The organism is Actinoplanes sp. NPDC049598 (assembly GCF_040675435.1).
In the GTDB taxonomy this organism is placed as follows: domain Bacteria; phylum Actinomycetota; class Actinomycetes; order Mycobacteriales; family Micromonosporaceae; genus Actinoplanes.
The window spans coordinates 1-20,352 of the sequence record NZ_JBFAOX010000009.1; the positions used below are offsets into that span (position 1 = coordinate 1).

General features: G+C 71.0%; 18 protein-coding genes. 10 read left to right on the forward strand and 8 right to left on the reverse strand.

The window, feature by feature from the left end:
* Positions 1 to 183 precede the first annotated feature (183 nt).
* The 5 genes from AB0J66_RS21060 to AB0J66_RS21080 form a co-directional block, all read right to left on the reverse strand.
* Positions 184 to 1,410 carry a glycosyltransferase gene (locus AB0J66_RS21060; RefSeq protein ID WP_364663027.1) on the reverse strand — a complete coding sequence of 409 codons (1,227 nt, stop codon included), beginning with the start codon at positions 1,408 to 1,410 and terminating at the stop codon, positions 184 to 186.
* 190 nt (positions 1,411 to 1,600) lie between these two features.
* Positions 1,601 to 3,889 carry a glycosyltransferase family 39 protein gene (locus AB0J66_RS21065; protein ID WP_364663029.1) on the reverse strand — a complete coding sequence of 763 codons (2,289 nt, stop codon included), beginning with the start codon at positions 3,887 to 3,889 and terminating at the stop codon, positions 1,601 to 1,603.
* 92 nt (positions 3,890 to 3,981) lie between these two features.
* Entirely contained in the window at positions 3,982 to 5,049 is a 1,068-nt protein-coding gene (locus AB0J66_RS21070; protein WP_364663032.1) for a 3-deoxy-7-phosphoheptulonate synthase, read from the reverse strand.
* A gap of 213 nt (positions 5,050 to 5,262) precedes the next feature.
* The gene (locus AB0J66_RS21075) at positions 5,263 to 6,819 is read right to left on the reverse strand and encodes a HAMP domain-containing sensor histidine kinase (RefSeq protein WP_364663035.1); all 1,557 of its coding nucleotides are present in this window, start codon (positions 6,817 to 6,819) and stop codon (positions 5,263 to 5,265) included.
* Positions 6,797 to 7,534 (reverse strand): response regulator transcription factor, encoded by a 738-nt coding sequence (locus AB0J66_RS21080; protein ID WP_364663038.1) that lies wholly within the window; start codon positions 7,532 to 7,534, stop codon positions 6,797 to 6,799. Before AB0J66_RS21080 ends, AB0J66_RS21075 begins: the two co-directional genes overlap by 23 nt.
* Positions 7,535 to 7,664: 130 nt before the next feature.
* Here AB0J66_RS21080 and AB0J66_RS21085 point away from each other — a divergent pair, with 130 nt between their 5' ends.
* Entirely contained in the window at positions 7,665 to 7,904 is a 240-nt protein-coding gene (locus AB0J66_RS21085) for a hypothetical protein (RefSeq protein ID WP_364663040.1), read from the forward strand.
* A gap of 157 nt (positions 7,905 to 8,061) precedes the next feature.
* On the opposite strand, the gene AB0J66_RS21090 is transcribed toward AB0J66_RS21085, so the two are convergent.
* Positions 8,062 to 10,242 carry a hypothetical protein gene (locus AB0J66_RS21090; protein WP_364663043.1) on the reverse strand — a complete coding sequence of 727 codons (2,181 nt, stop codon included), beginning with the start codon at positions 10,240 to 10,242 and terminating at the stop codon, positions 8,062 to 8,064.
* A gap of 131 nt (positions 10,243 to 10,373) precedes the next feature.
* On the opposite strand from AB0J66_RS21090, the gene AB0J66_RS21095 reads away from it, so the two are divergent.
* The gene (locus AB0J66_RS21095; protein WP_364663046.1) at positions 10,374 to 10,754 is read left to right on the forward strand and encodes a tetratricopeptide repeat protein; all 381 of its coding nucleotides are present in this window, start codon (positions 10,374 to 10,376) and stop codon (positions 10,752 to 10,754) included.
* 10 nt (positions 10,755 to 10,764) lie between these two features.
* Positions 10,765 to 11,049 (forward strand): Smr/MutS family protein, encoded by a 285-nt coding sequence (locus tag AB0J66_RS21100; protein ID WP_364663048.1) that lies wholly within the window; start codon positions 10,765 to 10,767, stop codon positions 11,047 to 11,049.
* Here the strand turns inward: AB0J66_RS21100 and AB0J66_RS21105 are convergent.
* Both AB0J66_RS21105 and AB0J66_RS21110 read right to left on the reverse strand, forming a co-directional pair.
* Positions 11,046 to 11,561 (reverse strand): GNAT family N-acetyltransferase, encoded by a 516-nt coding sequence (locus tag AB0J66_RS21105; protein WP_364663051.1) that lies wholly within the window; start codon positions 11,559 to 11,561, stop codon positions 11,046 to 11,048. The two genes, AB0J66_RS21100 and AB0J66_RS21105, sit on opposite strands and share 4 nt — an antisense overlap.
* A gap of 2 nt (positions 11,562 to 11,563) precedes the next feature.
* Entirely contained in the window at positions 11,564 to 13,918 is a 2,355-nt protein-coding gene (locus AB0J66_RS21110) for a M28 family peptidase (RefSeq protein ID WP_364663054.1), read from the reverse strand.
* Positions 13,919 to 13,994: 76 nt separating this feature from the next.
* Between AB0J66_RS21110 and AB0J66_RS21115 the strand changes: the two genes are divergently transcribed.
* The 7 genes from AB0J66_RS21115 to AB0J66_RS21145 all read left to right on the forward strand — a co-directional run bounded on the left by AB0J66_RS21115 (position 13,995) and on the right by AB0J66_RS21145 (position 20,328).
* Positions 13,995 to 14,330, forward strand: coding sequence for a hypothetical protein (locus AB0J66_RS21115; RefSeq protein ID WP_364663057.1), 336 nt, complete (start codon positions 13,995 to 13,997; stop codon positions 14,328 to 14,330).
* Between the two features lie 72 nt (positions 14,331 to 14,402).
* Positions 14,403 to 15,605: a fused response regulator/phosphatase gene (locus AB0J66_RS21120; RefSeq protein ID WP_364663059.1), complete on the forward strand. Its 1,203-nt coding sequence runs from the start codon at positions 14,403 to 14,405 to the stop codon at positions 15,603 to 15,605.
* Positions 15,602 to 17,215, forward strand: coding sequence for an ATP-binding protein (locus AB0J66_RS21125; RefSeq protein WP_364663061.1), 1,614 nt, complete (start codon positions 15,602 to 15,604; stop codon positions 17,213 to 17,215). Before AB0J66_RS21120 ends, AB0J66_RS21125 begins: the two co-directional genes overlap by 4 nt.
* Positions 17,212 to 17,667: a response regulator gene (locus AB0J66_RS21130; RefSeq protein WP_364663063.1), complete on the forward strand. Its 456-nt coding sequence runs from the start codon at positions 17,212 to 17,214 to the stop codon at positions 17,665 to 17,667. The genes AB0J66_RS21125 and AB0J66_RS21130 overlap by 4 nt, the downstream gene beginning before the upstream one ends.
* Positions 17,660 to 18,469 (forward strand): inositol monophosphatase, encoded by an 810-nt coding sequence (locus AB0J66_RS21135; protein ID WP_364663066.1) that lies wholly within the window; start codon positions 17,660 to 17,662, stop codon positions 18,467 to 18,469. Before AB0J66_RS21130 ends, AB0J66_RS21135 begins: the two co-directional genes overlap by 8 nt.
* 10 nt (positions 18,470 to 18,479) lie before the next feature.
* Positions 18,480 to 19,253, forward strand: coding sequence for an SDR family oxidoreductase (locus AB0J66_RS21140; RefSeq protein WP_364663068.1), 774 nt, complete (start codon positions 18,480 to 18,482; stop codon positions 19,251 to 19,253).
* A gap of 112 nt (positions 19,254 to 19,365) precedes the next feature.
* Complete coding sequence (locus AB0J66_RS21145) at positions 19,366 to 20,328, forward strand: hypothetical protein (protein WP_364663919.1); 963 nt, start codon at positions 19,366 to 19,368, stop codon at positions 20,326 to 20,328.
* Positions 20,329 to 20,352 lie beyond the last annotated feature (24 nt).

Here is a 20,352-nt window from a genome sequence, read left to right on the forward strand (position 1 = left end):
GTGCGGCGCGGCCGCCTCCGCACGATCCGGCCGCGGGCTTGCGGGCGGATCTGGCGCGGGCGTGCGGGCGGATCTGGCGCGGGCGTGCGGGCGGATCTGGCGCGGGCGTGCGGGCGGGTCAGGCGCGGGCGTGCGGGCGGGTCAGGCGCGGGCGTGCGGGCGGGTCAGGCGCGGGCGTGCGGGTCAGGCGCGGGCTCGGGTGCGGAAGACCCAGATGCGGAGCATCAGGAAGCGGACCGCGGTGGCCAGCAGGTTGGCCACGATCAGGACGAAGAGCTCGACCGGTTTGGACGGGGTGGTCGAGGCGGCGTCCAGCAAAGCGAGGGAGCCGCTGGTCAGCAGCAGGCCGAGACCGAAGACGATCAGGCCCTGGGCTTGATGGCGCCAGGCGCCGTCGTGGCCGCGGACGCCGAAGGTCAGGCGACGGTTCACGGCCGTGTTGGCGATGGCCGTGACCAGCAGGGCGATGAAGTTGGCCCACTGGGGGCCGGCCATCGTGCGCAGGAGGGCGTAGAGGGCCAGGTAGGCCAGGGTGCTGGCCACGCCGACGGCCGCGAAGCGGATCAGCTGGCCGGTCAGGCCGGTCGGCACGCCCGCGACCGGGAGCGGGTTGCGGCCGAGCTGCTCGCGCAGGGTGGCCAGCGGCAGCTTCCCCGAGCCGAACGCGCGCAGCAGCCGCACGATGCCCTTCAGGTCGGCCACCGCCGTGGAGACGATGTCGACCCGGCTGTCCGGATCGTCCACCCAGTCCACCGGCACCTCGTGGATGCGCAGCCCGGCCCGCTCGGCCAGCACCAGCATCTCGGTGTCGAAGAACCAGCCGGTGTCCTCGACCATCGGCAGCAGCCGCTCGGCCACGTCGCCGCGGATCGCCTTGAACCCGCACTGGGCGTCGGAGAAGCGGGCCGACAACGCGCCCCGCAGGATCAGGTTGTAGCTGCGGGAGATGAACTCGCGCTTCGCCCCGCGGACGACCCGGGAGCCGCGGGCCAGGCGGGAGCCGATGGCCAGGTCGGAGTGCCCGCTGATCAGCGGGGCGACCAGCGGGAGCAGCGCGCCCAGGTCGGTCGACAGGTCGACGTCCATGTAGGCGAGCACGGCCGCGTCGGAATGGGTCCAAACGTATTTCAGCGCGCGGCCCCGGCCCTTCTCGGCCAGGTGCACCCAGCGCACCTCGGGCAGCTCGGACGACAGCCACTCGGCCACGGTCGCCGTCGAGTCGGTGCTCGCGTTGTCGGCGATCGTGATCCGGAAGCGGTACGGGAAGTAGGCGCGCAGGTAGGTGTGCAGGCGCTGCACGCACGGCCCGAGGTCGATCTCTTCGTTGTAGACCGGAACAACCACGTCGAGCACCGGAGCATCGACGGTCGTGGTGGCAGCGTCGGGCGAGGGCTGCGTCGAAAGGCTCATGCCGACAACCTTGATCTCCCCTGCTGAGGGGCTTGTATGCCGTTCCTGTGGCACCCCTGTGAGTGCAATCCGGCGCAGTGCGTAGTGGGACGGTGACGCGTCAAGGCGGGGCGTGCCGGCCGGCCGCCGTCAGTCCTCAAAGGAACGGGCGGCTCCCGTGGGGGAGCCGCCCGTTCTTACCGGGGGTGAGTCAGGCTGTGGTGCCGGTGGTGGGCTGGGTCAGGTCGTAGACGGTGGTGCTGCCTACGGTCTTGGCGGTGTAGTTGGCGGCGACCCACTCGGCGATCTGCGAGGAGTCGTTGCTGCCGCTGGAGTTGCCGCCGCGGCCACCGAAGCCACCGCCGCCGATAAAGTAGTGGATCTTTCCTTCGGCGACGTACTGCTGGAACTGGGCCAAGGTGGGGGAGGGGTCGGTGCCGTTGAAGCCGCCGACCGCCATCACCGGGTCGCCGGTGGCGAGCTGGTAACCGGACGCGCTCTGGGAGCCGACCGCGGCCGCCACCCAGGTGTACTTGTCGGCGTCGGCCTCGAGCAGCGCCTTCATCTCGTCGCTGACCGTCGCCGCGTCGAGCAGACCGCCCATGCCGCCGCCGCGCATCCCGCCACCGTTGCCGCCGCCGGGGAAGCCGCCTTGGGCGCCGCCTGTGGTGCCGCCGTTGCCGGTGCCGCCGTTGCCGGTGCCGCTGTTGCTGGTGCCGCTGTTGCCGGTGCCGCTGTTGCCGGTGCCGCCATTTCCGGTTGTGCCGCCGTTGCCGTTCTGGCCGCCGAAGCCGCCACCCGGGAAACCGGGGAAGCCGCCCTGATTGCCGGCGCCGCCATTGGCCGTACCGCCGCCGTTGCCGTTTTGACCGCCACCCGGGAAGCCGCCGCCGGGGAAGCCACCCTGGCCCCCGCCAGGGAAACCACCGCGCCCACCGCGACCACCGCGGCCGCCGCCACCGGGACCGCCGAAACCGGTGGACGGACCGGCCGACGGGATGGAGCCGGTGTGTGCGGTCGACGCCGTCTGAACCGCGTACGCCGCCGGGCCCGCCAGCACCGCGGCTAGAGAGACCCCCGCCGCCAGCGCGGCGATCCGGGCCGGCAGCCGCAGGGTCGCGAGCAGCGCCACCGCGCCGAGCAGTCCGCCGATCAGGACCACCCACTTGAGCCAGGGCAGGAAGTCGGTGGCCTGCGACAGCAAGTGGAAGGACCACCAGGCGCTCACCGCGACCGTCACCGCCAGCGTGATCGTCGCCAGCGGGTTGGCCCGGTGCTTCCAGAGCAGCGCCGCCCCCATACCGACCACCGCGCCGATCGCCGGAGCCAGCGCCACCGTGTAGTAGGCGTGGAAGATGCCCTGCATGAAGCTGAACACCAGCCCGGTGACCAGCAGCCAGGTGCCCCACACGATCAGGCCGGCCCGCTGCCGGTCGGTGCGCGCCCGCCGGCCCGTGACGACCAGGCCGGCCACCAGCAGGATCAGCGCCGCCGGTAGCAGCCACGAGATCTGGCTGCCTTGTTCGCTGTCGAACATGCGGGTGATGCCGGTCGAGCCCCACATCCCGCCGCCGTTGCCGCCGAAGCCGCCGCCACCACCGCCGACGCTGCCGGTCTCGTCGCCGTTGAGCCGGCCGAGCCCGTTGTAGCCGAGGGCCAGCTCGAGGATGCTGTTGTTCTGCGAGCCGCCGATGAAGGGCCGGTGGGAGGCCGGCACCAGCTCGACGATCGCGATGTACCAGCCGGCCGAGACGATCAGCGCGCCCACGGCCAGTAGCAGCTGCCAGAGGCGCTTGCCGAGCTTGGGTGGTCCGGCGATCAGATAGGCCAGGCCGTACGCGGGCACGACCAGCAGCGCCTGCAGCATCTTGGCCAGGAAGCCGAAGCCGACGAAGACGCCCGCGAGCATCAGCCACTTCGTGGAGCCGTTCTCGATCGCCCGGACGGTCGCGTAGGCGCCGGCCACCATGCAGAGGACCAGCATCGCGTCCGGGTTGTTGAACCGGAACATCAGCGTCGCGATCGGCGTCAACGCGAGCACCGCGCCACCGATCAGGCCGGCTGCCGGTCCGTACCAGCGCTTGACCGTCGCGTAGACCAGCGCGACGCTGGCCACGCCCATCAGCGCTTGCGGGACCAGGATGCTCCACGCGTTGACGCCGAAGATCCGGGCCGAGATCTCCATGAACCACAGCGATCCGGGCGTCTTGTCGACCGTGATCGAGTTGGCCGCGTCGGAGGAGCCGAAGAAGAACGCCTCCCAGCTCTTCGTGCCGGCCTGCACGGCGGCCGAGTAGAAGGCGTTGGCCCAGCCGTTCTTGCCGAGCCCCCAGATGTAGAGGACGCCGGTGACCAGCAGCAGGCCGAGCAGGGAGGGCCGGGCCCAGATCGGGTCGCCGGCCGGGCCCAGATAGAACCGCTGGAAGCGGGACCGCGAGACGAGCGGCGGCGGATCAACCGAAGGCGCCACCGTCGGCGGGACGGGCAACGTCGAAGTCATCGAGGTTCTCCACGGAAGGAGGATCAATACCTCGTAACTGTCGACGCTGCCCCTGTCGCGCCCTTATGTCGTTCCTGTATGCCAGCTGAGAATCACGCGGTCCGGCGCTTGGCCGAGGCGACGGCGAGCCGCTCGAGCACCGAAACGGTCGGCTCCCAGCCCATGCAGGCGTCGGTCACGGACTGGCCGTACGTCAAGGGGGAGGCGCCGAGGTTCTGCCGGCCCGGGACGAGGAAGCTCTCCAGCATCACACCGCTGATCCCGCGCTGACCGGCCTCCATCTGCCCGGCCACGTCCTCGGCCACGATCGGCTGGCGGAGGTGGTCCTTGCCGCTGTTGCCGTGCGAGCAGTCGATCACCAGGCGCTCCGGCAGGTCGGCGTTGCGCAGCAGCTCCAGCGCGGAAGCCACATCGGCCGCGCTGTAGTTGGGCTGGCCGCCACCCCCGCGCAGCACCAGGTGGGTGTCCGGGTTGCCGGTGGTGTGCAGGATCGCCGGGGTGCCCGAGTAGTCGATGCCGGGGAAGACGTGCGGCACCTCTGCCGCCTGGATGGCCTCGATCGCGGTGGCGATGCTGCCGTCGGGGCGGTTCTTCATGCCGATCGGCATCGACAGACCCGAGGCGAGCTGCCGGTGCACCTGCGATTCGACCGTACGGGCCCCGATCGCGCCCCAGGCCACGGTGTCGGCGATGTACTGCGGGGTGATCGGGTCGAGGAACTCGACCGCGGTCGGCAGTCCCCGGCCCACGATCTCCAGCAGCAGCCGCCGGGCGATCCGCAGGCCGGCGCCGACGTCACCGGTGCCGTCCAGGGCCGGGTCGTTGATCAGGCCCTTCCAGCCGACGGTGGAGCGCGGCTTCTCGAAGTACACCCGCATCACGATCAGCAGGTCGTCGCTCAGCCGCTCGGCCTGCTTCTCCAGCAGCGAGGCGTATTCGCCGGCGGCGGCCGGGTCGTGCACCGAGCACGGGCCGACGACGACCAGCAGGCGCGGATCTCGGTGATTGAGCACGTCCTCGACCTGCTTGCGGCCGGCCAGCACGGTGTCGTGCAGCTCGGACGTCAGCGGCAGCTCGTGGTGCAGCAGGGCCGGGCTCATCAGCGGCACGACCTTCGCGATGCGCTGGTCACGGACGCGCTGGACCTCGGGGGCAGTCATTCAAAACTCCTAGACGACGACAACGGCGGAAGCGAGGCCGGCCCAGGAAACCGAGCCGGCGGCAAACAAAAAGGCAGCGACATCAAGTCGCTGCCCGGGCCGGCTCTGGCGGGTGTCTCAGTCCTACTGGAAAGCAGTCATGGCTGAGGCACCGGCGGGAGCCGGCCCACTAAACCACGAATACCAGCGAGACACGTCGGACAGCATAGCGCGTCAGCTCGCGATCTCCGCCGGTTGCGCGTGTCGCTGCTCAGTTGGTGGGACGGCGGGCGTGGGCGCGTCGTACGGCAGCATGACGCTGAACACCGTACGGCCCGGCTCGCTCTGCACGGAGACCTGGCCGCGATGCGCGGTGACGACCGCATGCACGATCGACAGGCCGAGGCCGGTGCTGCCGGCGGCCCGCGAGCGCGAGCTGTCACCGCGGGCGAACCGCTCGAAGATGTGCGGCTGCAGCTCGGCCGGGATGCCCGGCCCGCTGTCGATCACGTGGATCACCGCCGCGTTCGGCATCGTGGTGACGGCCACGGTGACGGCGGTGCCCTCGGGCGTGTGGGTGCGCGCGTTGGCCAGCAGGTTGGCCAGCACCTGGTGCAGCCGGGCGCCGTCGCCGTGGACGATGACCGGCTCCTCGGGCAGGTCGAGCTGCCAGTTGTGCCGGGGGCCGGCGGCGTGGGCATCGCTGACCGTGTCGACGACGAGCATGGTGAGGTCGACCGGGTCGTGGGCGAGCGGCCGGCCGGCGTCGAGGCGGGCCAGCAGCAGCAGATCCTCGACGAGCAGGGTCATCCGCTTGGCCTCGGACTCGACCCGGTTGAGCACGTGCGCGATCTCCTCGGAGATCGGGGCGCGGCTGCGACGGCTGAGCTCGGCGTATCCGCGGATGGCGGCCAGCGGCGTGCGCAGCTCGTGGCTGGCGTCGGCGACGAACTGGCGTACCTGCATCTCGCTCGCGTGCCGGGCCTCGAGGGCGTTGCCCACGTGGTCGAGCATCTGGTTGAGGGCGGCGCCGACCTGCCCCACCTCGGTGCGGGGGTCGGTGTCCCCCTCGGGGACGCGCTGGGCCAGCTCGACCTCGCCGCGGTCGAGCTTGAGCTCGGAGACTCGGGTCGCGGTGGCGGCGACGCGGTCGAGGGGGGCGAGGGTGCGCCGGACGATGAACGCACCCGCCCACCCGGCCACGCCGATGGCGATGAGGATGGCGCCTGCGGTGACGAGGGCGATCCGCAGCAGCGTGTCGTTGACGGTGCCGAGCGACAGCGCGGTGACCCGGGTAACGCCGTTCGGCTCCTGCGTGGCGGTCGCGCGGAACGATCCCTGACCGTCGACGTCGACGTTCACCTTCGCGCCGAGCGCGACGGTCATGAGCTCGGTGTTCGCTTCGTTGCCGAGCGCGCTGTAGACGGTCTCGAGGCCGCCGCTGGTGGTCGGCACCGTGACGACCTCGCCGCCGTCGATGTAGCCGTCCGCGTCGTAGTAGATGGTGATGGAGCCGGGCTCCTGGCCACCGAACGGCTTGCTGTAGAACTTCGACGGATCGATGTCGGGCCGATTGCCGCCGCCGCCGCGGAACGGGTTGCTCACCCCGTCCAGTTTCTCGTCGACCTGGCTGTAGAGCTGGTCGTGCAGGAAGACGTAGGCCGTGGTGCCGACCGCCAGACCGAGGATCGTCAGCAGCGTGATGATGATGGCGACGATCCGGGTGCGCAGCGGCCAGCCCCGCGGGCTGCGCCAGCGGGCCGGGTGCTCAGTCCGCGGGCTTGAGGACATAGCCGGCTCCGCGCATCGTGTGGATCATCGGCGAGCGGCCCGCGTCGATCTTCTTCCGGAGGTACGAGATGTAGAGCTCGACGACGTTGGCCTGCCCACCGAAGTCGTAGTTCCAGACCCGGTCGAGGATCTGGCTCTTGCTCAGCACCCGCCGCGGGTTGCGCATGAGATAGCGCAGCAGCTCGAACTCGGTCGCGGTCAGCGTGATCAGGTCGCCGCCCCGGCGCACCTCGTGGCTGTCCTCGTCGAGCGCGAGGTCACCCACGATCAGCTGCGAGTCCGTCCGCATCGGGGAGTGACCCATCCGCCGCATCAGCCCCCGCAGCCGGGCCACCACTTCTTCCAGGCTGAACGGCTTGGTGACGTAGTCGTCGCCGCCGGCCGTGAGCCCGGTGATCCGGTCCTCCACCGCGTCCTTGGCGGTCAGGAACAGCACCGGCACCTCGGGCGACTCGCCGCGCAGCCGGCGCAGCACCTCGAGCCCGTCGATGTCGGGCAGCATCATGTCGAGCACGACGGCGTCGGGGCGGAAGTCACGAGCGGTGCGGACGGCCGAGTGCCCGTCGCCGGCGCTCTTGACGTCCCAGCCCTCGTAGCGCAGCGCCATCGAGAGCAACTCGGCCAGGGTCGGCTCGTCGTCGACCACGAGAACCCGGACGGGGGTGCCGTCGGGCCGCCGGAGCTCGGTGCTGGAGTCTGCGTTCGCCATCGTCATGCCCCTACTTTCGCGGGCCACGCTTTGTGCCGGCTTTCCGAATCCTGTGTACCACCTGTGGATGAGGCGCACAGGTAACGCATGAACTTCGCACAGCGGGCCGACACCGTACGGCCCGATCGTGGTCGTCATGACGCAGACGACGAAGCACTTCGGATGGCGCCGGCGCACCGGGTTCATGGCGCTGGGGGCCGCGCTCGCCCTGACCGCGGCGTTCGGGCCGAGCATGCTCGGGACCACACGGTACGCCGCGAGCGAGGTGGCCGGCTACGCCACGGTGACGGCGGCCGACACGATCACCTCCACGCCGGTGCTGGCCGAGGTGGCCGCCCTGGGCCGGGGCGTGTCGAAGACCCCCGAAAGCGTATAAAACGCCCATAATGGTTGCATGCGACGGATATTTGTGATCTTGGCGGTCTACTGCTGGGGCGCCTGCTATCCGCCGCCCCAGTCGGCCGGGCGCAACACGCTGCTGCTCGTGGGCATCGGGGCCCTGCTGATCGCCGGCGGCTCCAAGATGATCCTGGTCAGCCGGTCGTCACCGTCAGCGCCGCGTCCCTCAACTGGGTCGCGCCCTGCTTCAGCCGCTCCGTGTAGTTCGGCCGGTTCCAGTTCGGCCACTTGACCTGCCCGATCGCCTGCTCGGTGCCGGACGCGGTCAGCGACACGGTCACGCCGGGACTGGTCTGCAAGGTCAACTTGCCGTCCTTGGGCACGGCGACCCGGCGCGTGGAGGGGTCGGCGAAACCGAGCATCGCCCACGGCACCCGCACGGTGAGCCGGTCGTCGTCGAGATGCCACAGCGCCCGGCTGTCCGCGCCGTCGTCCGACGGGTCCCAGCTGCCGTGCACGAGCAGGCCTGCGTTCTGCAGCTCGATAGGCTGCTTGGCCCTGGTCGTGGGCACGGTGTGCTCCCGGTTGGTGATCAGCTCGAACGGCTTCCAGCCGGCCGGCGCCGGCCCGCGCACGGAGTCCGGCACGGCGAAGTCGAGCTTCAGCGGGTCCAGCTGGTCCCGCAGGTACGCCTGACCGGTGTGCCCGACCAGATTGAGCGCGAACACCGCGTCCGGCCGCCGGTCGGTGCTGCCGGCCATCGGCGCCCCGGTGATGTCGTCCAGCACGTCGAACCCGACGATCATCGAGCCCGGCGGCGATTTCGCCAGTTCCACTTCCAGGGAGACGTACGCCTCGTCGGCCTGTGCCGTGACCTTGCGCGCCGGCCACGCGTCACCGCTGTCGAACAGCTTCTGCTCCGCCGCGTCCTGTGGGCCCGCCTGATCCATCGCGAGCACCCCGAAGTGCTGCTCGTTGGTGAGCGCGTCGTGCCACAGCATGCGGCGCGCGCCGTCCTGGTGCCCGACGGTGTTCCACGTGTAGCGGTACCACTCGTCCATCCACCCGAACAGGAACCCGCCCGCCAGCCCCTGGTCCTTCATCATCCGCAGCATGCTCGCGTTGAGCCGCATCGCCTCCTGCTCGCTGTGGTCGCCCTGCGAGCGGCCCAGCGGCCCGTTGTGGGCGGATCCGATCGACGACGGCACGCCGAACTCGGTGATCATCGTCGGCATCGTGGAGTGGTGCTTGCGCAGCGCGGTCACATATCCGGCGTACGGGTCGGGCTGCCCGTCGTACTCGAAGGTGACCAGCCCTGGCTCGTACCGCAGGAAGTCCGGGTAGTACGGGTACGCGTGGTAGCTGGCGAACGTGCCGGCTGGCCAGTCCGCGGTCGGCAGCACGTGGTTGGCGTCGAGCTGGAGCAGGTCCTCCTGGGCGAGCGGCTCCGCGGGGTGCCGGAGCGGGTCGGTGGTGGCCCAGTTGACGAAGGCGATGGGCTGGCTGACGCCCCGCTTGGCCATGAAGCCGGCCAGCTCGTCCATCCGGGCCGCGAACCAGCGCTCGGTCGGCGTGGACTTCGGCGTGTTCCGGAAGTACTTGCCGGCGTACCCCTTCACCGAGGCGTTGCGCTTGTCGGAGGCGCCGGTCGCGGCCGGGTCGAGCTCGGCGCCGATGATCCAGCCGGCCAGCCAGGGCGTGACGTCGGTGTTCCACACGCCGCCGGCCCGGCCGGGGCGGGTCGACCGGCTGAAGTCGCCCGCGACGGCCCGGGCGGCCGCCTCCAGCTCCTGCCGGAAGGTCGTGGTCACCAGCTGGTCGAACAGGTTCTTCTTCCCGATGTACGACTCGTCGGGCATCGAGACGCCCTGCACGAGGTAGAGCGGCTTCGCCGGATTGTCCTGGTTGTAGGCGGCCAGCTGCTCGTAGAAGGCCGGCGGGTGGATCTTGTAGATGCGGACCACCCGGATCCCGAGCCAGCCCATCGCCGCGAACCAGCTGCGGTACTGCGCGGCCGAGATGGCCGACTCGTCGGGCAGGTGGCCGGGCGTGGTGTCGCTCAGGTCGACCCCCGGCAGGAAGGTGCGGTCGCCGCCCGCGGTGTGCAGCTGGAACGCCTGCCCGTCGGAGCTGGCCACCATCCGCAGCCCGCCCGCCTCGCGCGGGGCCGGCGCCCACGAGGTGCCCAGCGGCGGGGAGGGGATCTCCCGCATCCCGGCGATCAGGAACGCGGGCGAGTTGACCGCCGGCGTCGACGTCCCGCCCGCCAGCAGCAGGCACAGGGAGATCGCGAAGACCCCCACCACGGTCGCCTTCAGCCGCCCCGACAACGGACGGGCCGGCGCGGACACGATCTGACTCGCAAAGTCCCCCACGCAGGCATTGTCTGACGACAGAGTTGCCCTATGCGGCGATTTGTCGGGAAGCTTGGATCATCGGAACACTCGCTGTTCCGACTTTGTTGTGACAGCGTTGGTGTAGGCGCGGCGACAGAGGAGCGTGGGACGTGGATCTTCTGGAGGACTACCGCAAGGCGACCTTCTACTTCGAGTCCGGCGACCCGCTCGGGGCATCGCGCCTGCTCGAGCCGATAGTCGAGGCCGAGCCCAGCAACTCGGCCGTCCGTCTGCTGCTGGCCCGGGCCTACTTCAACTCCGCCCAGCTCGGCGGGGCCGAGAAGCAGCTCCGCGAGCTCGTCGAGCAGGATCCGTCCGATCACTACGCGCACCACGTGCTCGGCCGGACCCTGGAGCGGGGCGGCCGTTTCCGTGAGGCCCTGCCGCATCTGCGCCTGGCCGCCGCCATGAAGCAGCAGAGCGACTACAGCGAGGCCCTGCACCGGGTGGAGCAGTGGCTCGGCAAGTCCGACCCGGCCGACAAACCTTAGGATCGTTCCCGTGAAGCTCAAGCTCGACCTGCACGACATCTTCAACAAGGGCACCGAGATCGACCGCGCGCTGCGCGGCGTCATCGACGAGGCCATCCAGAAGAAGGCCGCCATGGTCGAGATCATCCCGGGCAAGGGGAGCGGCGCCCTGAAGAAGAAGGTGCTCCGCTTTCTCGACCAGAAAGAGATCAAGCAGCTCTACCACCGGGTCGAGAAGGACGGCGACAACTGGGGCCGGCTGTTCGTGCACTTCCGCCACGACGCCCCCACGGGCCGTCGCGGCCGGGGCCGCTAGCGGAGCGGGCGCCCCATCAGCACCGCCCCGTCGAAGACCTCCTCGGCCAGGACGCGCCAGCCCTTGCGGTGATAGAGCCGCCGGGCCGGCGCGTTCTCGTCGTCGGTGGCGGTGAGCAGGGCGACGCGGTGCAGCAGGCCGGCCAGCAGCGCGTCGTGCAGCGCCGAGCCGATGTCGCGCCGCTCCTGCGACGGGCGTACGGCCAGCTCGACGACCTCGAAGTGCCCGCCCAGCCACTCGGCCGAGACCTCGGGCGGGACGACGGCGGCGATCTGGTCGGTCCACCACTGGCCGAAGTCACCCGTGTAGCCGTAGGCGAAGCCCACGATCCGGCCGCGGTCCCACGCGGCCAGGCATGTGAAGCCCGCTCGGCCCGCATGGGTGGGTAAGACGTCGTCCCGGAACCGCGCCGCGGCCTCGGGCGGCTCGTTGAGCGGCGGCGCTCCGAACGCCTCCGCATAGACCTCGTGCAGGTCAGCAGCGTTCTCCGGGCCGGCCGGCGCGATCTCCATGGTCACAACGTATAGGTCTTCGCCACTGCGAGCAGCTCGCTGGTGTGCGAGCCGACCGCACTGACGTCCGCCGGGCGAGCCCGGAAACCGGGTAGACCGGTCAGCCCGTCGCTGCCGCTCATCGCGCGCAGTTTGACCGGCCCATCGGCCCGTACGGTCAGCGTGACCTCGACCCCGCCGGTAGGCGGGGCGTGGAAGACGAAGCCGAAGGCCCATGGACCGCCGGTGGCCGGCTTGGCGACCGGCACCGCCTGCCCTTCGACGGCGGCCGAGACGACCGGGGTCTCCGCCCCGACGTGCAGGGTGACCAGCCGCGACTGGCGCCCCGGCTCGAGGCGGAGCGTCATCGTCCGCGTGCCGCCCGATCGGGTGTCACCGGTGAGGGTGACTTTCGGCGCGGGCAGGGAGGCGGCCGGGGCCGGGCCGGTACGCACCTTCTCCGGACCGAAGGACGGCAGCGTGTCGTCGACCCGATGGAGATCGCCGGACACGTACTGACCCGTCCACTCCTGTGTCCTCGGCTCGTCGCTGATCCACCGCGCGGTGTTCGTGTCGGCATCCAGGGCGTACATCAGCTGGGTCGGGGCCGGATGCTCGGCGTCGAACCGGTCGGCCGACAGACCGATGACCGCCAAGACGACCGTGGCCAGCACGGCCGCCCCGGTGGGCAGCGCGCCCAGCCGCCGGTCGCGCGCCGCCTCCACCCCGCGGCGGCCGCCGGGCACCGGATGGATCAGATCGACCGCCGGGAGCAGGGCCAGACCGAGCAGCACGGTCAGGAACGCGCCGGCCGCGCCCAGCTGGAGGCCGAGGGCGGGAAAGAGCATGACCACCGTGGGCACCAGGATCACCAGCGCGACCACACCGCCCGCCGTCACCGCCGTCACCTGCAGCCAGGGCCGGGCGACGACCGCGACCGAACCCGCGATCGCCCCGGCGAGCGCGGGCAGGGTGGCCAGGTAGGAGCCGCCGGGCGTGAGCACGGCGAGCACCACACCGAGCACGGCGAGCCAGGCGAGCCCGGCGATGGACAACGCCGCCGGGCCGACCTTCCGGCGGAACAGCGCGAACCAGGCGAAGAGCACGGCCGCGGTGAGGGCCACGACGGCCAGCCGGTACCAGCCCGGACGGTACGGATCGATGGGCAGCTCGGCGTAGCCGGGCCGGATCAACGTCAGGAGCAGCCACAGGAGCTGGGCCAGGGCCGGCGCGAGCAGCAGCGGGATCAGCGTGAGCCCGGCCGCGGCGGCCAGCCGGCGCCCGGTGATCAGCCCGCGGCGGCGGGCGAGCCAGGCCAGGGCCGCCACCGCGAGCAGGGCCAGCACGGCCAGCGGCAGGACCAGCGCGCCCGGGTAGCGCACGAGCAGGCCCGGCGCCGGGAAGTAGGTGGCGTCCTGCCCGCTGCCCAGCTTGCTCAGATCGCGGTCACCCAGGGTGCGGGTCAGGGACAGCACGTTATCGCCGTGATGCTGAAGGCTGTCCCGGTCCATCACGCCGGGCACGTCGCCCGGGGCGTGGTAGATCGCGGCGCCGTCGATGTAGGCCGCGTTCAGCCCCTCGAAGCCGGCGTCCTTGAACGCGGTGAAGTCGGTGTCGTTCGGCATCAGCCGGTAGATCTCGACCGCGAACGACGTGCCGACCGGGTGCGGCGCCGAGCCGTAGACGTCGACCAGGCGGCTGTTCTTCTCGGTGGTCTCGAACATGATGGCCGGGCCCGAGCTGCCCCGCGCCTCCAGGTTGAGCACGATGCCGCCGTCGCGGGCGAGCGGGTGCTGATCGACGAAGGCCTTGGCCCCGCACAGGCAGGCCTCCTCGCCGTCGGTGAGCACCAGCACGACGTCGTTGCGCGGTCGCGGCCCGGCCAGCAGGGCACGGGCCGTCTCCAGGATGGCCGAGGTGCCGGCCGCGTCGTCGTTGCCGCCGGGCCCGGTCTGCACCGAGTCGTAGTGGGCGACCAGGAAGATCCGGCCGGTCGAGGCGGTGCCGGGAACCACCGTGACCACGTTGCGCACGTGGGCGAAGCTCGTGCCCCCGGCGCTGGACGACAGCCCGGCCCCCTGGATCGACACCGTGTCCTGCACCTCGGGCGAGAGCCCAAGCCCGCGCAACGTCGTGATCAGCTGCTCACGAACCGTGTCCTGGGCGGCGCTGCCGACCGGGTGGGGCCGGGTGGCGATCGCCTCGACCTGCTGGAACGCCCGGCCCGCGCTGAACTCCGCGGCCGGGGCCGACGCCGCCCGCGCCTCGGGCGGCCGCACGGCCCGGGCCGCCGCGAAACCGGCTAGCACGAACACGACGACCGCGATCACGGCGGCCGATGCCCGGCGAGCGGGATCAGCAAGGGCGGGTGCACGCATGGGTGACATCTAAGCGCCCAGGTATGACAGCTGGGTAGTCGGAAGATCGTTTGGGGCGTGGCCTAGCGTTGTCGGGGTGAGCACGCCGTTCGACCCCGCCGCCGTCGTCGCGGAGTTCATCGACCGGGTCGCCCCCTACGACGCCCAGCCGGAGGCCGCGCCGGTGGCGGTGATCGGCGTGCGCACCGCGCTCGGCGAGGCGACCTTCGCGGTCGGCGACCACGTGATCCGCGCCATGTGCCGGGCCCTGGAGGCCTACCGCGATCCCGACGACCGGGGCACCTGCGTCGACTGTGGCAGCCGTCGCCTGGACGACAATCTGCACTGCCGGGAGTGCGGCCGGCTGCATGGCATCCTTGGTGAGGTCATCGCCCTCCACGCCCGCCGGGTGGCCGCCGAGGAGGCCACGTGAGCAGTTGTGCCCGGGCCGCCGGTGGTACACGATCAGCACGTCAGCGCGGGGTGGGAGCGATCGGAGTGAGGCATGACTGAGCGGTCCGTCGCTCCGCGCGCCCGCACGGCCGGTCCCGCTTACCAGGAGCGCCTGCGCATCCTGCTGGTCGAGGACGACGAGGGCGACGCCTTCCTGGTGCGTGAGCTGCTGGACGAGGCCGAGGCCCCGTTCGACCTGCGGGTGGCGACCAGCCTGCGCGAGGCCCGCGGCATGCTCCGCGGTGTCCAGTGCGTGCTGCTCGACCTGGGCCTGCCCGACGCCGAGGGCATCGACGGCCTGCGCAAGCTGCTGGCCGTGGCCGGCAGCGCCGCCGTCTGCGTGCTCACCGGCCGCTCGGACGAGCACCTGGGTGTGGCCGCGGTGGCCGAGGGCGCCCAGGACTACCTGGTCAAGGGTCAGGTCGACGGCGTCCTGCTGACCCGCTCGCTGCGGTACGCGGTCGAGCGCAAGCGCGCCGACGAGAACACCCAGCGGCTGCGCGAGGTGGAGCTGCGCCAGGCCGAGTCGGCCCGCCTCGAGCGCGGTCTGCTGCCCCAGCCGTTGATGTCCACCGATCAGGTCTCGGTGCACACCTTCTACCGCTCCGGGCGGGCCATGGGCCTGCTCGGCGGCGACTTCTTCGACGTCGTGCAGGTCGGCGACGACAAGCTTCAGGTGATCGTGGGCGACGTCTGCGGGCACGGCGTCGACGAGGCCGCGCTCGGGGTCGAGCTCCGGGTCGCCTGGCGGGCCCTGGTGCTGGCCGGGGTGCCCGACGACCGGATCCTGGCCTCGCTCGAGCAGGTGCTGATGAGCGAGCGGCGGGCCCGGGAGGTGTTCGCCACCTGCGCCGCGGTGACCCTGGACCTGAAACGCAACAAGGCGGTCGTGCAGCTGGCCGGCCATCCGCCGCCGGTGCTGCTCTCGGGTGGCCGGGCCGTCCCGGTCGACGCCCGGACGGGCATCGTCCTCGGGGTGAGCCCGCGGCCCACGCCCGCCACCGAGATCGAGTTCTCCGGAGATGACTGGTCCTTGCTGATGTACACCGACGGCCTGATCGAGGGTCATACCGGCAACGGGGCCGAGCGGCTCGACGTGGAGGGTCTGTGCGGCCTGCTCGGCGAGGACGCGGCCCGGGCCGTGCCGCTGCCCGCGCTGCCGGCGTGGCTGGTGGGCCGGGCCGAGCAGGCCAACGGCGGCCCGCTGGCCGACGACGTGGCCATGCTGCTGATCTCCCAGGGGAGCGGGCGGTGACGGCCTTCAGCGTGCGGACGTGGACGCTGCGGCGCCGGGTCGTGGCCCTGTGCATCGCGGTCGGCCTCCTGCTCTCCGGGCTCGGGGTGTACGCCGCCATCACCGCCGCCTCGAACAACCGCCAGCTCGACGACGTGCTCAACCGGGCCAGCCCGATGCGGGCGGCCGGCGAGTCGCTCAACACGGCGTATGTCGACCAGGAGACCGGCATCCGCGGCTTCGCGATCAGCGGCAAGGAGAGCAACCTCAAGCCGTTCACCGAGGGCCGGGCCGAGGAGCAGCGGCGGATCACCCAGATCGAGGGTTATCTGCATCCGGAGGACACCGAGATCCGGCAGGCGCTGGACGTGGTGAAGCAGCGGGCCGATGTCTGGCACCGCGAGCTGGCCGACCCGGTGATCGCGACGATTCGGGCCGACGGCCCGCTGGCCGGCCAGCAACGGATCAACGCCGCCTCGTCCGCGCAGTTCGACGACTTGCGCGCCGCCATCCAGCTGATGCAGGACGACATCCAGGTGCTGCGGATGAGGTCGGCCGACGCGGCCAAGGAGAGCAGCCGGACCATGGTGGCGATCCAGATCGCCGCCGCCGCGATCATCATCCTGGCCGGGGCGCTCCTTCTGCTGCTGCTCGACCGGCTGGTCACCCGGCCCGTGGTCGAGCTCGCCGGGCAGGTCCGCGAGGTGGCCGACGGCGACTACGAGAGGCACATCGAGAGCACCGGCTCGCCCGAGCTGGCCAGCCTGGCCGACGACGTCGACGGCATGCGGCAGAAGATCGCGGCCGAGCTGACCGAGGTGCGTGAGGCCCGGACCCAGATCGAGTGGATCAACGATCAACTGAAGATCCAGGCCGAGGAGCTGACCCGGTCCAACCGCGACCTCGAGCAGTTCGCCTACGTGGCCTCGCACGACCTGCAGGAGCCGCTGCGCAAGGTGGCCAGCTTCTGCCAGCTCCTGCAGCGCCGCTACTCGGGCCAGCTCGACGAGCGTGCCGACCAGTACATCGCCTTCGCGGTCGACGGCGCCCAGCGCATGCAGCGCCTGATCAACGACCTGCTCGCCTTCTCCCGCATCGGCCGGCTCACCGGCGGCTTCACCGAGGTCGACCTGGACCGGGTCCTGCCCGAGGTGAAATCGCAGCTCGAGGCCCGGGCCGGCGAGGACGGCGAGATCACCTGGACCGACCTGCCGACCGTCGAGGGCGAGGAGCCGCTGCTCACCACGCTCTTCGTCAACCTGATCGGCAACTCGCTGAAGTTCCGCCGTCCCGACGTGCCGCCGGTGATCAAGGTGAGCGCCGAGCGGGACGGCAAGGAATGGCGGATCAACGTCCGGGACAACGGCATCGGCATCGAGGCCGAGTTCGCCGACAAGGTCTTCGTGATCTTCCAGCGGCTGCACGCCCGCGACGCCTACGAGGGCACCGGCATCGGTCTGGCCATCGTCAAGAAGATCGTCGAATATCATGGCGGGCGGATCTGGCTGGACCTCGAGGTCGAGGAAGGCACGTCGATCTACTTCACCCTTCCGGTGCTGCCGGGAACCGACGAGGACGACGACGCGCCCGAGGTCCCGGCGCAGGAGACGCGGAAAGAGGTCACGGCATGACTGGCGCTGTTCGGGCGGACGGCACGCCCATCGAGGTGCTCCTGGTCGAGGACGACCCGGGCGACGTGCTGATGACGCAGGAGGCGTTCGAGGAGCACAAGGTCCGCAACCGGCTCAACGTCGTCTCGGACGGCGCCCAGGCCCTGGCCTACCTGCGCCGTGAGGGCGACTACGCCGACTCCGTGCGCCCCGACCTGATCCTGCTCGACCTCAACCTGCCCAAGCGGGACGGCCGCGAGGTCCTCGAGGAGATCAAGAAGGACGAGGACCTGGGCCGCATCCCGGTCGTCGTGCTCACCACGTCCGCCGCCGACGAGGACATCCTGCGCAGTTACCAGCTGCACGCGAACGCGTACGTCACCAAGCCGGTCGACTTCGAGCGGTTCATCGCGGTGATCCGGCAGATCGACGAGTTCTTCGTCAGCGTCGTGAAGTTGCCGCCGCGTGCTTGATCAGGTCGCCGATCTCATCCGGGAAGTCGCGGCCACCGAGGTGCTGCCGCGCTTCCGTCACCTGGCCGGTGACGAGATCAAGCAGAAGGCCCCGGGTGACCTGGTCACCGTGGCCGATCAGGAGTCCGAGAAAGCGCTGACCCGTGGCCTGACCGCCCTGCTGCCGGGCTCGCTCGTGGTCGGCGAGGAAGCGGTCGCGGCCGACCCGCGCGTGCTCGACCGGCTCGGCGACGGCGGTGACGTGTGGATCGTGGACCCGGTCGACGGGACGAACAACTTCGCCGCCGGCAAGACGCCGTTCTGCGTGATGGTGGCGCTGGTCCGCGGCGGTGAGCCGACGGCTTCGTGGATCCTCGACGTGGTCGGCGACCACCTGACGGTGGCCGAGGCCGGCGCGGGCGCCTACCGCGACGGCGTACGCGTGAAGACCCGCACCGACGACCCCGGCACCCGGGCCCTGCACGGCGTGGTCGCGCGCCACTACCTGCCGCAACACCTGTGCGAGGTGGCCGACGCCACCACGCCCGCGTTCGGCCAGGTCACCAACGGTCATCACTGTGCCGGCTACGAATATCCGGCGCTCGCCCTCGACGAGCAGCAGTTCGTGCTCTTCTGGCGGATCCTGCCGTGGGACCACGTGCCCGGGTCGCTGATCGTCAAGGAGGCCGGCGGCACGGTGCTGCACCTGGACGGGACGCCCTACAAGCCGACCGACAGCGAGCGCGGCCTGCTCGTGGCGCCGAACGACGACGTCTGGCACACCGTCCGGGACACGCTCTTCCCCGATCCACGCATCCTCTGAAGGGCCGCCCGTGACCGCGTACCTCCAAAGCCTTTTCGGTCTGGACGGCCGCACCGCGGTGGTGACCGGGGGCAGCTCGGGCATCGGCCGGGCCATGGCGGTCGCGCTGGGGCGGGCCGGCGCGCGCGTGATCGTGGTGGCCCGTCGGGTCGGGCCGATGCGGGAGGTCGTGGACGAGCTGGGCTCCTTCGGGGCCGAGGGACACGCGATCTCGGCCGATCTGGGGGAGCGGGCGGCGGTCACGGCCGTCGCTTCGGAGATCGTCGAGACGTACGGGTCGCCCGACGTGCTGGTCAACTCGGCCGCGGTGAATCGGCGCCCGCCCATGGACGAGCTCACCGAGAGCGACTGGGATCTGACGCTGGCCGCCAACCTGACGGCGCCCTTCCTGCTCGGGCAGGCCTTCGGCCCGCGGATGGCGTCGCGCGGCTGGGGGCGGATCATCAACGTCGTCTCCCAGCAGGCCTTCCGGGCGTACGGCAACAGCGGCGCCTACGGTGCGGCCAAGGCCGGCCTGGTCGGGCTGACCCGGTCGCAGGCCGAGGCGTGGTCGCCGCGCGGCGTCTGTGTCAACGCGATCGCCCCCGGCGTCGTCCACACCCCACTGACCGAACCGGTCTTCTCGGACCCGGCCACCGTGGCCAAGCACGCGGCCCGCACCATGATCGGTAGAAACGGCGTACCCGACGATTTCGGGGCATGTGCCGTCTTTCTGGCCAGCGATGCTGCCGTCGCCGTAACCGGCCAGACACTCTTCGTCGACGGTGGTTACTCGGCCACTTGATCGATCTGCCGATCCCTTGCGCCGCACGGTAAAGTTCCCCGCGCTGACGATAGGGGAGGTATCCGTGGCGGCGGTTTTCCTGCGCCGGATCAGCGCTGGGCTGGTGCTGCTCATGGCGGCCTGCTTCCTGGTGCTGACCGTGCCGAGCGCGGCGCAAGCCGATCCCGACGAGGGTGACAGCAAGACCCTGCGCAGTGCGCTCGAGTCCGCCGCCAAGGGCCAGGCCACCGCGATCCAGAAACTGAACGCCTCCAAGAAACGCCAGACCCAGCTGCAGGCCACGGTCAAGCGGTCGGAGGCCGACGCCAAGGCGATGGAGGGCCAGGTCGCCGAGATCGCCAGCCGGTCCTACCGGCTCGGCCGCCCCAACACGATGTCGATGCTGCTCGACAGCAGCTCGCCCGACGTCTTCCTCGAGCGCATCGAGCGCCTCGACATGATGGCCCAGCTCGACAGCCAGATCCTGACCCAGTACCGCGACTCGCTGACCAGGGCCCGGGCGGCCAAGGCGGCCATCGACAAAGAGGTCGCCGAGCAGACCAAGCAGGTCGCGGCGCTGACCAAGAAGAAGAAAGAGGCCCAGCTCGCCCTGGCCAGCGTCGGCGGTGGGGCCAGCACGGGCGGGTTCGTCTCGGCCGGCGGGGCCAGCGCCCAGCCGGCCCCGAAGAACTCCGACGGCTCCTGGCCCGACGAGTCCTGCTCGGTCAAGGACCCGTCGAGCTCGGGCTGTCTCACGCCGCGCACGCTTCACGCGTACCAGCAGGCCCGCGCCGACGGCTTCACCCACTACACGGTGTGCTGGAGCCAGCGCTCCTCGGGCGAGCACCCCAAGGGCCGCGCCTGCGACTTCTCGGCGAACGCGTCCACCTTCAAGAACAGCGCCGCCACCGGCAGCGACAAGGCGTACGGCGACCGGCTCGCGGCGTACTTCATCAAGAACGCCGACAAGCTCGGCGTGATGTACGTGATCTGGTACAGGCAGATCTGGATGCCCGGCACCGGCTGGAAGAGCTACAGCGCCAGCGGCGGGCCGTCCGTCGTGCACACCAACCACGTGCATCTCAGCATGCTGTGATCGCCGCCGGATAACATCCGGCGG

Coding starts and splice junctions, on each gene's coding strand:
- AB0J66_RS21065 (WP_364663029.1), bottom strand. CDS start 3,889: ATGACTTCGACGTTGCCCGTCCCGCCGACGGTGGCGCCTTCGGTTGAT.
- AB0J66_RS21145 (WP_364663919.1), top strand. CDS start 19,366: ATGGCGGCCTGCTTCCTGGTGCTGACCGTGCCGAGCGCGGCGCAAGCC.
- AB0J66_RS21070 (WP_364663032.1), bottom strand. CDS start 5,049: ATGACTGCCCCCGAGGTCCAGCGCGTCCGTGACCAGCGCATCGCGAAG.
- AB0J66_RS21120 (WP_364663059.1), top strand. CDS start 14,403: ATGACTGAGCGGTCCGTCGCTCCGCGCGCCCGCACGGCCGGTCCCGCT.
- AB0J66_RS21130 (WP_364663063.1), top strand. CDS start 17,212: ATGACTGGCGCTGTTCGGGCGGACGGCACGCCCATCGAGGTGCTCCTG.
- AB0J66_RS21080 (WP_364663038.1), bottom strand. CDS start 7,534: ATGACGATGGCGAACGCAGACTCCAGCACCGAGCTCCGGCGGCCCGAC.
- AB0J66_RS21085 (WP_364663040.1), top strand. CDS start 7,665: ATGACGCAGACGACGAAGCACTTCGGATGGCGCCGGCGCACCGGGTTC.
- AB0J66_RS21075 (WP_364663035.1), bottom strand. CDS start 6,819: ATGTCCTCAAGCCCGCGGACTGAGCACCCGGCCCGCTGGCGCAGCCCG.
- AB0J66_RS21110 (WP_364663054.1), bottom strand. CDS start 13,918: ATGCGTGCACCCGCCCTTGCTGATCCCGCTCGCCGGGCATCGGCCGCC.
- AB0J66_RS21105 (WP_364663051.1), bottom strand. CDS start 11,561: ATGGAGATCGCGCCGGCCGGCCCGGAGAACGCTGCTGACCTGCACGAG.
- AB0J66_RS21060 (WP_364663027.1), bottom strand. CDS start 1,410: ATGAGCCTTTCGACGCAGCCCTCGCCCGACGCTGCCACCACGACCGTC.